Source organism: Sorangium sp. So ce1335 (assembly GCF_051521615.1).
Lineage (GTDB): Bacteria > Myxococcota_A > Polyangia > Polyangiales > Polyangiaceae > Sorangium.
Genome location: NZ_CP150363.1, coordinates 7,380,973 through 7,394,155, shown reverse-complemented (window position 1 = coordinate 7,394,155; position 13,183 = coordinate 7,380,973). Strand labels below are relative to the sequence as shown.

At 70.7% G+C, this 13,183-nt stretch carries 11 protein-coding genes; 9 read left to right on the top strand and 2 right to left on the bottom strand.

The window, feature by feature from the left end:
• Nucleotides 1–162: 162 nt before the first annotated feature.
• From WMF24_RS27275 to WMF24_RS27245, 7 genes are all read left to right on the top strand, one after another.
• Nucleotides 163–870: a response regulator gene (locus WMF24_RS27275; protein WP_437730320.1), complete on the top strand. Its 708-nt coding sequence runs from the start codon at nt 163–165 to the stop codon at nt 868–870.
• A gap of 179 nt (nt 871–1,049) precedes the next feature.
• Nucleotides 1,050–1,823, top strand: a complete 774-nt coding sequence (locus tag WMF24_RS27270; RefSeq protein ID WP_437730319.1) for an energy transducer TonB — start codon at nt 1,050–1,052, stop codon at nt 1,821–1,823.
• 57 nt (nt 1,824–1,880) lie between these two features.
• Nucleotides 1,881–2,591 (top strand): MotA/TolQ/ExbB proton channel family protein, encoded by a 711-nt coding sequence (locus WMF24_RS27265; protein ID WP_437730318.1) that lies wholly within the window; start codon nt 1,881–1,883, stop codon nt 2,589–2,591.
• Complete coding sequence (locus WMF24_RS27260; RefSeq protein ID WP_437730317.1) at nt 2,542–3,003, top strand: ExbD/TolR family protein; 462 nt, start codon at nt 2,542–2,544, stop codon at nt 3,001–3,003. Before WMF24_RS27265 ends, WMF24_RS27260 begins: the two co-directional genes overlap by 50 nt.
• Before the next feature lie 10 nt (nt 3,004–3,013).
• Nucleotides 3,014–3,445, top strand: coding sequence for an ExbD/TolR family protein (locus WMF24_RS27255; RefSeq protein ID WP_437738861.1), 432 nt, complete (start codon nt 3,014–3,016; stop codon nt 3,443–3,445).
• A 198-nt stretch (nt 3,446–3,643) separates the two neighbouring features.
• Nucleotides 3,644–6,565 carry a TonB-dependent receptor domain-containing protein gene (locus WMF24_RS27250; protein WP_437730316.1) on the top strand — a complete coding sequence of 974 codons (2,922 nt, stop codon included), beginning with the start codon at nt 3,644–3,646 and terminating at the stop codon, nt 6,563–6,565.
• Nucleotides 6,566–6,646: 81 nt separating this feature from the next.
• Entirely contained in the window at nt 6,647–8,041 is a 1,395-nt protein-coding gene (locus WMF24_RS27245) for a T9SS C-terminal target domain-containing protein (RefSeq protein WP_437730315.1), read from the top strand.
• A gap of 127 nt (nt 8,042–8,168) precedes the next feature.
• On the opposite strand, the gene WMF24_RS27240 is transcribed toward WMF24_RS27245, so the two are convergent.
• Nucleotides 8,169–8,816: a hypothetical protein gene (locus WMF24_RS27240; protein ID WP_437730314.1), complete on the bottom strand. Its 648-nt coding sequence runs from the start codon at nt 8,814–8,816 to the stop codon at nt 8,169–8,171.
• Between the two features lie 206 nt (nt 8,817–9,022).
• Between WMF24_RS27240 and WMF24_RS27235 the strand changes: the two genes are divergently transcribed.
• Both WMF24_RS27235 and WMF24_RS27230 read left to right on the top strand, forming a co-directional pair.
• The gene (locus WMF24_RS27235; RefSeq protein ID WP_437730313.1) at nt 9,023–10,417 is read left to right on the top strand and encodes a sigma 54-interacting transcriptional regulator; all 1,395 of its coding nucleotides are present in this window, start codon (nt 9,023–9,025) and stop codon (nt 10,415–10,417) included.
• A 1,119-nt stretch (nt 10,418–11,536) separates the two neighbouring features.
• Nucleotides 11,537–12,754 carry a GRAS family protein gene (locus WMF24_RS27230; RefSeq protein WP_437730312.1) on the top strand — a complete coding sequence of 406 codons (1,218 nt, stop codon included), beginning with the start codon at nt 11,537–11,539 and terminating at the stop codon, nt 12,752–12,754.
• Between the two features lie 33 nt (nt 12,755–12,787).
• Here the strand turns inward: WMF24_RS27230 and WMF24_RS27225 are convergent, their stop codons facing one another.
• Complete coding sequence (locus WMF24_RS27225; protein WP_437730311.1) at nt 12,788–13,066, bottom strand: hypothetical protein; 279 nt, start codon at nt 13,064–13,066, stop codon at nt 12,788–12,790.
• Nucleotides 13,067–13,183: the final 117 nt, after the last annotated feature.

Below are 13,183 nucleotides of genomic sequence, written 5' to 3'. Positions count from 1 at the left end.
GCGCGCTCGCGTCGCTCGTCGCGCTGCCGCACGTACGTTGCGGGAGCCCTCCCCGGAATCGCGCGGAGCGGCGGCGAGTCTCGTCGATGAGCTCGGCCGCACGGCGCTGTTGCCGTTCGGTCATCGACCCGTCACATCGCTCGGGTACACGCGCTCTTCAGCATGGCGCGGATTTTGGTTATCGAAGACGAGCCGGCGCTCCAGAAGGCACTCGACTACAACCTCAGGCAGGCCGGGCATGAGGTGCTCCTCGCGGGGCAGGGCGGTGAGGGGGTCCGGCTGGCGATGGACCAGCGCCCCGACCTCGTCCTGCTCGACCTGATGTTGCCCGACATCTCCGGGACCGAGGTGTGCCGCGCGCTCCAGCAGCACGAGGGCACGCAGCAGATCCCCGTGATGATCGTCTCGGCGCGCGGCGACGAGGTCGATCGCATCGTCGGCTTCGAGCTCGGCGCCGTCGATTACGTGGTCAAACCGTTCAGCGTCCGGGAGCTCGTGCTGCGGGTGCAGGCCGTGCTCCGACGCGCCACGTCCTCCGGCGCAGGGGAGCGGAGCATCGAGTTCGGCTGCCTGCGCATCGACGAGGGCGCGCATCGCGTGTGGGTCGATCGCGAGGAGGTCGAGCTGACGCTCCTCGAGTTCAAGCTCCTCGTCGCGCTCTACGAGGCGCGCGAGCGCGTCCAGACGCGCACAGCGCTCCTCGACGGCGTGTGGGGGATCGACGTCAGCATCACGACGAGGACCGTGGACACCCACGTCAAGCGGCTGCGCGACAAGCTGCGTCGCGCCGGCGATTACATCCAGACCGTCCGCGGCATCGGATATCGATTCGCTGCGTCGCCCGAGGCGCCCGAGAGCCGCAGCGCCTGATCGCGGTACCGGGAGAACCACGACAATCGTTGCCTCCCCGTCATCCTTCCGCAACGGAGATCAGTGTACCGTGCGGACATTGGCTCACACGAGATGGGCCACGCCGGTGCAGCTCCGCTGTCCTCTCATGAGGTGAGGCGGAGCTCCGGTATTCGCGCCAGGAGGCGCCGGGAGCTTCGATGCACCTTGAGACGTGGAATGCGGGGGAGGCCGACCCTGACCGAGCGAAGCGGCTCGCGATCGGGTACGCGGCCGGGCTCCTGCTGTTCGCGGGCATCGCGCTCACCGCCGCCCGCCTGAGCGGCGCGATCCAGCCTCCTCCGCCCGAGGAGGAGGTCGTCGACGTCAAGCTCGCCGCCCGGATCCCCGAGGCGCCGCCCCCCGCGCCGGCGCCCCCGCCGCCGGCGGCCGAGGCCCCGGCGCCTCGCCCCGCGGCGGCGGCGCCCCGGCGCCCGGCGCTCGTCGCGCCGACCGCGGTGCCCACCGAGGCCCCGCCCGAGGCCGACCCGGGCGAGGCCAAGGCGAGCGAGGACGAGACCTACGGCGAGCCGGGCGGCGCGCCAGGCGGCGTGCCCGGCGGCGTCCCCGGCGGCGCCGGGACGGCCGTCGAGGCGACCCCCGCGCCCCCGCCGCCTCCTCCTCCCCCGCCGCCGCAGCCGAAGGGGCCCATCCACCTCCCCGAGAACGCGACGCCGCCGGTCGCGCTCTCCAACGCGCTCCCTCCCATCCCCGAGGCGGCGCGGAGCGCGGGGATCGAGGCCACCGTGGTCGTCCGGTTCGTCGTCACCGAGACGGGCGAGGTCACGAACGTCACCATCGTTCGCGGCCATCCGCTCTTCAACGACGCGGTCCTCGGGACGGTGAAGACGTGGCGTTACAGGCCGGCGATCCACGAGGGGAGGCCCGTGTCGACCTTCAAGACGGTCAGGATTCCCTTCAAGGCGAAGAGATGATGTCGAGCGCGAGGCCGTGAACAAGGCCTCTCGCGGGAGCAACGAAGGAGTGGAACCATGGTGCAGTTCGATCTCGGGCACATCTGGGCGACGATGGGGCTCCTCAGCAAGCTCGTCGCGTTCGCCCTCGTGCTCATGGCGCTGGCGAGCGTCGCCGTCGTGGTGGAGCGGCTCATCGCGCTCGCGCGTCAGGCGTCGGAGACGCGGCGCTTCGCGACGGAGGCGCGGCCGGTGATGGAGGCGTGGGACACCGCGCGCCTCGTGTCGATCGCCGATCGCTACGACAGGTCCGCGCTCGCCCGGCTCGTCGCGTCGGCGGTGCGCCGCTTCCAGCGCGCCGTCGACGCCGGCGACGGCGGCGTGCCCCCGGTGGAGCTCGCGCGCCGCGAGGCGTCGCGGCGCCGCGAGGCGATCTCCGCCGATCTGCGCCGCGGCCTCTCGGTCCTCGCCACGGTCGGCTCGGTGGCCCCGTTCGTCGGGCTGCTCGGGACGGTCATCGGCATCATCACCGCCTTCCAGACGATCGCCTCGACCGGCTCGGGCGGCCTCGGCGCCGTGAGCGGCGGTATCGCCGAGGCGCTCATCGTCACCGCCCTCGGCCTCGGGGTCGCCATCCCGGCGGTGCTTTGCTTCAACTACCTGACCACCCGCATCGCCGCGGTCGAGCTCGCGCTCGAGCGCAGCGCGGGGGAGCTCATCGACGAGATGGAGAACGAGCATGGGCGTTCGAGCGGAGAGCGATCGCTCGGGTCGGCAGCCGCCGCCTGAGCCGGAGATCAACGTCACGCCGCTCGTCGACGTGGTGCTCGTGCTCCTCATCATCTTCATGGTGATCGCGCCCCAGCTCGAGCACGGCGAGCGGGTCGAGCTCCCGTCGGTGTTCCGGCCGGACTCGAGGTCGAAATCGAAGCTCGACCCGATCTACGTGACGATCACCGGCGTGGGCACCGTGTTCCTCGAGAAGGAGGCCGTCGCCGACCTCCGGTCGCTCGGCGATCGGCTGCGGGCCATCCGCGCGGCGGAGCCGGAGCGACGGGTGGTCATCAAGGGCGACTCCTCCGTGAAGTACGGCCTTGTGCGGGAGGCCTTCGCGCTCTGTCAGGAGGTCGGCTTCGCCGGGATATCGCTGCAGGTGAGCCAGCGGGGCGGCGGGGCCTCCCCGGAGCCGGAGGAGGGATAGCGCCGTGGGGATGAGCGTTCCGCAGGGCGGAGGCAAGCGGCGCGGCGTCGCGCCGAGCATGAACGTCACGCCGCTCGTCGACGTGGTGCTCGTGCTCCTCATCATCTTCATGGTCGTGACGCCGCTGCTCGCGAAGCAGCTCTGGCTGAACCTGCCGAAGAAGGACGACACGGCGAAGCTCACGCCGCCGCCGGACGACGCCGACAAGCCCGTCGTGCTCACGGTGGATGAGCGCGGCGTCCTTCGCATCAACCAGGCCGAGGTGCAGCGCGGCGAGCTGAAGGAGCGGCTCGCCCGCATCTTCGCCGCGCGCTCGGACGACGTGCTCTATTTCGACGCGGACGACGAGGCCGTCTACGCGGTCGCCGTGGAGGCCATGGACGCCGCGCGCATGGGCGGGGCGAAGACGATCGCCGTCCTGACGGAGAGCGCCGGCCGCTGAGCGCGGGCGGCGCGCGGCCCGGGCGCGGCGTCGGCTCGGGGCTCGCGCGCGGGCCCTCGCGAAGGGGCGCGCTCGCGGCGCGGTGAACAGCAAACGGCGTGCGGAGAGCTGGCTCTCCGCATGCCTCGTGGACGGGCGCCGGTGCGCCCAGGGATCGATCTGCGCGCCCGAGCTCGGGTCGCGTGAAGGGACAGGTGCATGATTCGCAGAAGGTTCTCGGGGGCAGTCGCAGCGCTCGTGACACCGCTTTGCTGGGGGGCCGCGGCCCTCGCCCAGGGCGACCCCGGGGCCGCCGCGCCGCCGCCGGAGGGGGCCGGGGCGCAGGCCGACGCCGCCGCCGCGGAGGCGCTCGCGGGGGCCGATGAGCCGAGCCCGTCGCGCCCGCCTCCCGCCGGGAAAGGCGTCGTGTGGGGCGTCGTCACGGACTCGGCGTCGAAGGAGCCTGTCCTCGACGCGCAGGTGTCGGTCGTCGGGACCAAGCTCAAGGCCATCGCGGATCTCGACGGGCGCTATCGCCTCGAGCTCCCCCCGGGCAACTACCAGCTTCGGATCTGGTACGAGGCCTACAGGCCCCAGCGCGTTCAGGACGTGCGGGTGGCCGCCGGGCAGGTGCTTCAGGTCGACGTCGGCCTGGACCCCGACCAGCAGGCGGAGGAGGTCGTCGAGGTCGAGTTCGAGCCGGAGCGCGCGAGCGTCGCCGCGCAGCTCCTCCTCCGGAAGAACGCGCCCCACGTCGGCGACGCTGTCGGCGCCAAGGAGATCGCGAAGACCCCCGACCGCAACGCCGCCGAGGCCGCGAAGCGCATCGTCGGCGCGACGGTCGTCGACGGCAGATACGTCTACGTGCGCGGCCTCGGCGATCGCTACACGAACGCGCTCCTGAACGGCGCCCCGCTGCCGAGCCCCGAGCCCGACCGGCAGGCCGTCCCGCTCGACCTGTTTCCCTCGCTGGTCCTCAGCGACATCACCGTCGTCAAGACGTTCACGCCGGACATCCCCGGCGATTTCGCCGGCGGCTCGGTCCAGATCAACACGCGAGAGCTCCCGACGAGCTTCCTCTTCCAGGCGTCGGTGTCGCTCGCGGCGAACACGCAGAGCACGTTTCGCGATCGCCTGACCTACGACGGATCGAGCACGGACTGGCTCGGGATCGACGACGGCACGCGGGCGTTGCCCGGAGAGCTCCCCGAGCACAAGGTGGCCCGCGGGATCCGCCGGCCGGACGGCACGCTGATCACGAGGGACGACATCGCGGCCTACGGGAGGGCGATCAACTCGTCGATGGCGACGCGCCGGTCGTTCACCCCGCCGAACGGCAGCGGCAGCGTCGTCGTCGGCGACACCCTGGAGCTCCGCGGCGAGCAGCGCCTCGGCTACCTCGCCACGCTGAGCTATGGCCGGAAGTTCACCCCGCGCGCCGACGAGGTCGGCCGGATGTTCGCGTTCGATGCCGCGCGCGAGAGCGGCCTGAGGCAGGTCAACGAGTCCACGACGGACAGCATCCGCGACCAGGTGTCCTGGGGGACCTTCGCCAGCGTCACCTACACGCCCGGTCGGGATCACAAGGTGATGCTCACCGGCCTCCACAGCCGCTCATCGGACGACGTGGCCCTCCAGTCGAGGGAGGTCGGCGAGGAGAGCGGGGCGGTGTACCGCGACACGCTGCAGCGCTTCGTCTCGCGGGCGCTCACCCTGGGCCATCTCTCGGGGGAGCACCGCATCGCGGCCCTCGGGGGCGGCACGCTCGACTGGAAGGCGTCCGTCTCCCGCGCGACGTCGGACGAGCCCGACGCGCGGGAGAACGTCTATACCAGGGACGACACGAGCGGCGCCTGGTCGTGGGACGACGGCACGCTGAGCGGCTCGCACGTCTTCCTCGGCCTGTCGGACACGAACCATGGCGGGCAGCTCTCTTACGCGCTGCCGCTCGTCCGTGGAGACGCCCCGACCCGCCTGAAGCTGGGCGGCCTGGTGAATTTCCGACAGCGTGATTTCGACGCGCGCCGCTTCCGGCTCAAGACGCTCCGGCTCGACGACTCGACCGTGCTGCGACAGGAGCCGGGCCGGCTCTTCTCGGACGAGAGCATCGGCACCATTTTCGAGCTCGAGGAGACGACGCGCAACACGGACGACTACACGACCCGCACCGATCTCTACGCGGGTTACGTGATGACCGACACCCACATCACGCGGTGGCTCCGGGCGATCCTCGGCGCGCGGGTCGAGGCCTCCGTGCTGTCGATGGATGTCCCGGATGCTCCCGAGAAGAACGTCGACAACGACGACGTCGATCTCTTGCCCGCGGCCAGCCTCGTGGTCAAGACGAGCGCGAAGTCGAACCTGAGGTTCAGCGCGACCAGGACGCTCGCTCGACCCCAGCTCATCGAGCTCAGCCCGGCGCTGTCCCAGCCGGGTTACAGCGCGCGGGAGGTGGAAGGCAATCCAGAGCTCGCGCGGACGAGCATCGTGAACGGCGATCTCCGGTTCGAGCTCTTTCCGACGGCCGGCGAGGTGATGGCGGCCAGCGTCTTTTACAAGCGCTTCGAGCAACCGATCGAGGAGATCATCAAGCCGAGCAGCGGCAAAGGGAGGCTGAGCTGGACGAACGGGGACAGCGGCTATGTCGCGGGCGTCGAGCTCGAGATCAGAAAGAGCCTGGGCTTCATCGACCCGTTCCTGCGGGAGGTCACCGTGCTCGGCAATGTCACGCTCGCGACCTCGGAGGTCAAGATCAACCCCGAGCCGGAGGAGGGAGGCGTCACGATCCAGAGCACCGCGACGCACCCGCTCCAGGGGCAATCCCCCTTCGTCGTCAACCTGGGGCTCGACTACAGCGGCGAGTCGACCGGCACGAGCGCCCGGCTCCTCTACAACGTGTTCGGCGCCAGGCTCAGGACGGTGGGGAAGAACATGCCGGACGAGTACGAGCAGCCGCGTCACCAGATCGATCTCACGGTCGCGCAGCGCCTCGGCGAGCACGTCGAGCTGAAGTTGGCCGGTGAGAACCTCATCGACGCTCCCGTCCTCGTCACGCAGGGTAAAGAGAGCACAGAAGACAACGTTGCGCTCAAATACCACGTTGGTACGACGGTGACGCTGAGCGCGGCGCTGACCTATTGAGCGCGTGCCACCGAATCGTCACGTGGCGATGTTCACGATGTTGCCAGTGCGGACTACCTTCGTCATCGAGGTAAGAAGACCATGAGGATATCGAGAGCTGCCTTGGTTTGCGCGTCGGCGCTCGCCGTCGCGATGGTTGCCGCTTGCGGTGATGACGAGGGCGGGCCGCGCCCGGTCGGCACGTCGTCGGCGACCAGCGGCGGCGGCGGCGACGGCGGTGGCGGCGGCAATGGCGGGGGCGGCAACGGCCCTGACTGCGCCGCCCCGGTGGAGGTCACGGAGGCGATCGAGGCGGACACGACGTGGAGCGCTGATGCCTGCTACCTGATGAAGGGCACCATCTTCGTCGAGGAAGGCGCCACCCTCACCATCGAGCCTGGCACGACCATCATGGGCGACAAGGAGACGCTCGCGACGCTCGTCGTGAAGCCAGGCGCCATGATCAACGCCAGGGGCACCGCCGACGAGCCCATCGTGTTCACGAGCCAGAGCCCGAAGGGCGAGCGCTCCGCGGGCGACTGGGGCGGCGTCATGCTGCTCGGCAATGCCCCCATCAACGTTCCCGGCGGCAGGGCGGAGGTCGAGGGAATCGTCGGCGTCGAGTACGGCGGTGATGTGGAGGACGACAACAGCGGTGTGCTCGAGTACGTCCGCATCGAGTTCAGCGGGATCCTGCTCTCCCAGGACAACGAGGTGAACGGCCTCACGTTCGCCGGCGTGGGCTCCGGGACGACGGTCGACCACGTGATGGTGCACCACACGCTCGACGACTGCTTCGAGTTCTTCGGCGGCACCGTCAACGCGAAGCACCTCCTCTGCGCGCAGAACGGCGACGACGGCTTCGACTGGGACCTCGGCTATGTCGGCAAGCTCCAGTTCCTCGCCCTCCAGCAGGACGCCTCGGTCGCCGACGAGACGAACGGCTTCGAGGGCGACAACGACGCGGAGGGGTCCGAGAACACCCCCATCAGCGAGCCGACGATCTACAACGTGACCCTGTGCGGCAAGAACAAGGACGTCGACAAGCAGCAGTACGGCATGCTGCTCCGCCGCGGGACCAAGGCCCATATCTTCAACACGATCGTGACCGGCTTCGAGGCGGGCCTGGATCTCAGGAACGCATCGACCGAGGTGGAGCTCGCCAGCTCGATCTTCTCCGGCAACGTCGAGGCGAACATCGCTTACGAGGAGAGCGACGCGGACAAGTCGACGGAGTCGACGCTCGACGACGACGACGACGGCGGCGTGGACGAGGTCGCGTGGTTCGAGGACGAGGCGACAAACAGCGTCGAGGATCCGCAGCTCGCCGACTGCTTCGCGGCCACGCCGGACTTCCGCCCGGCGGCCACGCTCACCGAGAACGCGGCGCCCCCGCCCGACGACGGCTTCTTTGACGCGGAGGCGAGCTATATCGGCGCCTTCAAGGTCGATGACACCTGGGCGACGGGCGCCTGGGTCTCGTTCGACGCCGAGTGAGCCCGCGCCGTCCGCTCCGCTTCACGGTCGCTCGGGGCGTACCGGATATGTATTGATGGAAATGACGGAAGGCCGGCTCTTCAGCCGGCCTTCGACGTCATCAGCATCGCAGGTCCGCCGCAAACGCTCAACGCACGCGCGGCGTGAACCCGGACACGTGGCTCCGGTGCTCGCTGCACACGCCGCGCGCGTCCGGGCTGTCCTTGAATGACACCCTCCCGCACACCTCACAGATGCAGAGGTGTGCGCGATAGAACTCGCGATCGAGCAGGATGTCTGCAGCGAGCAAGCTGAGCACAATGTCACCGAGAAAGTCGATCTCGCGGGGCGAGGCGACCCAGACGGGACGGCCGCCGACCGCGGCCCGGCGGACCCTTCCCCCGTAGATCGCCGCGTTCAGGAACCGATCGTCGGCGACGGGCGCGATGAGCCCGCGCAGGGCCGTGATGACGCGGCCGCGCGCCTTGTGGATGAGCTCCTCGAGGTTGCTGCCGCCGTCGGCGCGCGGGTCGAGCATGACGGGCGTCGCGCCGGGCTCGCGCACGATCTGGGGGCGCTTCATCAGGCCCGGGGCGACGAGGTGGTCGGCGAACCAGTCCTGGAGATCCTTGATGGTCCACTCGGAGGCCGGCCACTCCAGGAACTCGAGCGCGCCGCGCAGGCCCGTGATGCTCTGGAGCCCGGGGTGGGTGGGGAAGCTCGGCAGGGTGCGCGATGTGTGCAGGCGCCGGGGGGAGCGGCGACCAGCCTCGTCGATGTTGCGGCCGGAACCCATGTTCACCTCGAGGGCGGACCCCCGGTCCCGATGGATGCGAGCTCGTGCAGAGGCCACCATACCGAGAAAACAAGCACAACTTGTGCCGAACCTGGCGATCGGGGCGAGCTGGATTTGCCGGGACTTCTGCCCGGGGGACCTCGAAGCGCCGCGGTGGTGGCCGGCCACTGGCCGGCCAGGTTCTTCAGCGGGTAAGATAGCTCCTGATGGATCACTCCACTGTCCGCGTCTCGGTTCCCCCCGAGCCCTCGGTCGCCGAGCCCGTTCCCGGCATCGTCCTGATCTTCTCGGGGAATCAGCCGCGATGCGCGCCGATCCCGCTGGACGGCGGCGCCGTGGTGCTGGGGCGCGGAGGGGTGGCCGGCGTGCCGCTCACGGACGACTCGCTGATGTCGCGGCGCCACGCGCGCATCGCCTTCGACGGGGCGGGCTGGACCGTGGAGGACCTCGGCAGCACCAACGGGACCACGGTCAACGGCGAGCCGATCCGCGGCGAGGTGCGGCGGGAGGCGATCCAGATCGTCGGCGCGGGGACGTCGGTGTTCCTCGCGCTCCCGGACATCCGGTGCTTCGCGCGGGGGGGCGTGCGCATCGAGAAGGAGAGCGTCCTCGGGCCCAGGCTCCAGCAGACCTACGACACCATCGTGCGCGCGGCGGCCGCGGGGGACAGCCTCCTCGTGACGGGCGAGAGCGGCACGGGCAAGGAGCTCGCGGCCCGCGCCTACCACGAGGCGGGGCCGCAGGCGCGCGGCCCGTTCGTGGCCGTCAACTGCGCGGCCATCCCGGAGGGGCTCGCGGAGCGGCTGCTCTTCGGCGCTCGCCGCGGCGCCTACTCCGGCGCGACGCACGACACCGAGGGCTACGTGCAGGCCGCGCACGGGGGCACGCTCTTCCTCGACGAGGTGGCGGAGCTCGACGCGGCGGTCCAGGCGAAGCTGCTGCGCACGATCGACACGCGGCAGGTGCTCGAGCTCGGCGCCGTCGCGCCCCATCCGGTGCAGATCAGGATCTGCGCGGCGACGCACGATCTGCGCGCCCGCGTCGCCCAGGGCCGCTTCCGGGACGATCTCTACTACCGCATCGGCCGGCCCGAGGTCCGGCTCCCGCCGCTCCGCGAGCGGATCGAGGAGATCCCGTGGCTGCTCGCGCAATGCGCGAAGGCGGTCGGCGCGGTCGGAAGCAGCGCGCCGCCGACGATTCATCATTCGCTGATCATCGCGTGCGCGATGCGCCGCTGGCCGGGGAATCTGCGCGAGTTCGTCGGCGAGGCGCGGCGCGCGGTGACGCGCGCGCTCGACGAAGGGCGCCACACGGTCGAGGCCAAGGACCTGGACCCGCTCGCCGGCGTCGGGCTGGGCCCGGAGGCGGTCGATTCGCACGCACGGCAGACATCGAGCGATCCTCGACCGGCGCCGGCGCGCGCGAGCCAGGCGCCGCCTCAGGATGAGATCGCCGAGGCGCTTCGCCTCGAGCGAGGCAATGTGTCTCGCGCCGCCAGCAGGCTCGGCGTGCACAGGAATCGAATCCGGCGCTGGCTGGAGAAGAATGGCGTCGATCGCTCGCATTTCGCCGAAGGAGGCGATCTGCGCGACAACGAATGAGTCCGTCGCGCCCGCCGACGTATGCACGGACACGAAAGCGGGTCAATGGGGGCGGTTCGTCGTGGAGAGCGACTGCGCCCTCGCTGCGGTTCAATGACGGAGCCACGCCCGGCGTGGGCGGTTGAGCTCGACAGGACGGCCGTTCCACACATCGCCTCCAGCCAGCGCCACATTGCCTCCAGCGAGCGCCGAGCCCCTCCAGGGTTTTGACGTCCTCCGCGGTGTGCGCTCCCTCGGCGATGACGAGCCCGGTCGTGGCAGGATTGCCTTCATCGGGCCACGCAGCGCAGGCTCTATCGACCGGTCGTCCGTGCACAGGGCCTTTACAGTCCCCGTCATGCAGGATGTAATATGCTGTGCAAGCACCGTCTCTGGCGAGGTGCTGTCACGAGCACGGTGATGTCAACGAATCCGGCGCGCGCGGCGCGCCAGGTCGAAGCGTGCGAAGCGCGATCGCGACGCGCCACCAGGAGAACAGCGGTGATGTGCCCGGTGTGCTGCGCCTCGCGATCGATCCGCGTGTCCGAGCTGGCGCGCGCGTCGCGCGGCCCTTGTGCTGGAGTCTGCGCGCGCATCGCGCGGCACGGGGGACATGCACCTCGGGCGCGCGTGGCTGCCTCGTTTGACGCCCACGAGAGCCTACGTCTGCCGCCAGGCGGCCCGGGCGGCGTGAGCGACGCGCGGAAGGAGCGCCGCGTGTCATGACCATCTTGGGCTTGACCGGGCGGGCGGCTTCATCGATCTACAAGTACAGAGAGTTGTCTGTCGAGCCCGCGTGTGAGCTCCGCTTCGATCGTGTCATGGGCGGGCGCCGCGCATGCCCTGGAGCCGAGCGTCCGTTCCCCTGCTTCCGCTGTTTCCCCTGCTCGCAGTCGGGCTCTCCCGCAACGACGTCAGCGAACATTGAAACCCCCCGGCTCCCGCGAGGCGGTCGACGTCATGCGTTCGCGCTTGAAATCGGCGGATCGCGGAGAGCCCAGCCAGGACGGCGGGCCCCCTGGTTGAACAGCCCTGGACACCATGACCGCGACCCGTAGACACGCATCGTCCGAAGAGGCGCCTGTAGGCCTTGGAGCGCGCACCGAGGAGCCCACGAGCGGCGCCGCCTCGGGAACCGGGGTGGGGCATCAGCCGGGCTCCGGGACCCGGCAGACGCACTCGAGGCGCCGGCCGTTCCTGAGCCGCCTCCTCGCGGCGGGCGAGGCGATCGACGCGGGGGATTGCGAGCGCGCGAGGGCGCTCGTGGAGGGCATCCTGCGGGCGGAGCCCGATACGGGGGATGCCTCGGAGCGCATCTCGGGTGTGTTCGGCCGGGCGCTGCTCGCCCGTCTGGACGGAGATCGCTCCGGCGATGGCAACCTGTACCTGCGCAGCGCCGGTCCGCGGGACATGCTCGCGGCGTTTCAGCTCCTCGTGCACGCGACGCCGCTCATCCGCTTCGGCTATCTCGGCGCGAACGCGGCCATCGTCGAGGCGTTCCAGGGCGAAGAGGAGGTCCATGTCATCGACATCGGCGTCGGTGGAGGCACGCAGTGGCCGTTCCTGCTACATCGGCTGGCGTCGCGGCCCGGCGGCCCACCGCGGGTCCGCCTGACCGGGATCGATCTGCCGTGCCGGGGCCCGGATCCCGAGCAGCGGCTGCGCTGGGCGGGCGCGTTCATCGGGGGGTGGGCGGAGCGGCTGAACGTCCCCTTCGAGTTCCACGGCGTCGCCTCGTCGGTGGAGCGCGTCGACTGGGCCCGGATCGCGTCCCGCTCTTCGGCGCCCATCGCCGTGAATGCGGCCTTCGCGTTGCACCACGTGCCGGACGCGTCGGTGCACCCCACGGCGAACCGCGACATGATCCTCACGAGGATCCGCGCGCTGTCGCCGCGCGTGCTGACGCTCGTCGAGCCGGACGTGGAGCACAACGCGCTCCAGTTCCTCCCGCGGCTGTCCGAGGCGATCGGCCATTACTACGCGGTATTCCAGGCGCTCGAGGCGCTGCTGCCGCCGCACATCGCCGCGCGCGAGACCATCGAGCAGGTCTTCTTCGGGCAGGAGGTGATGAACGTGGTGGTCGGGGAGGGCGCAGCGCGGGTCGAGCGGCACGAGCGCCGGGGCGCCTGGCAGCGCCGCCTCCGCATGAACGGCTTCGAGCCGCTGCGCGTCTCGCCGCACGAGGCGCTCGTCCGCGGAGGGCTCCGCCTGAGCCAGGGCTTCGACGTCCGGGCGGACGAGCCGGCGCTGCTGCTCATGCGCAACGGGGTGTCCATCGTGGCCGCGTCGGCGTGGCGGCCGCGGCAGGTCCCGCCGCCTTCGCGGTTCATCTCGGGGCTGTTCCGCCGGGTCGGCTGAGCGCTCTCGCGCCAGCGCACGCGGCGCTCGCCCTCAAGGCCTGACAGCCGCGAGCGCCGCCCAGAGCGTCAACGCGCCGAGGGCGACGACCACAAGCAGGACGAGCCGCACGGCGCGGCGCCCGCGCCGGAGGCGGGCCGCGGGGTCCTCGACGAGCTCCGGGGCGGGATCGACGACGCCCTCGGCCTCGGCGCCGCGAGGAGGGAGCGGGCTCAGGCCGTGGCGCCTGACCACGTCGAAGAGCACGGAGCCGCGCGTCTGGGCTCGCGCGAGCCGCTCCAGCATCTCACGACGGCAATGGAGGCAGAACATCGACGAATCTCCTTCGACGTCGTCGAGGCCGAGCTCCCGCAGCTTCTGTTGCTCCCAGCTCTCCCTTGCTCGCCGGGCGTCATGCAAATCACCCGCTCGCCGGTCGTGATGGTGTGG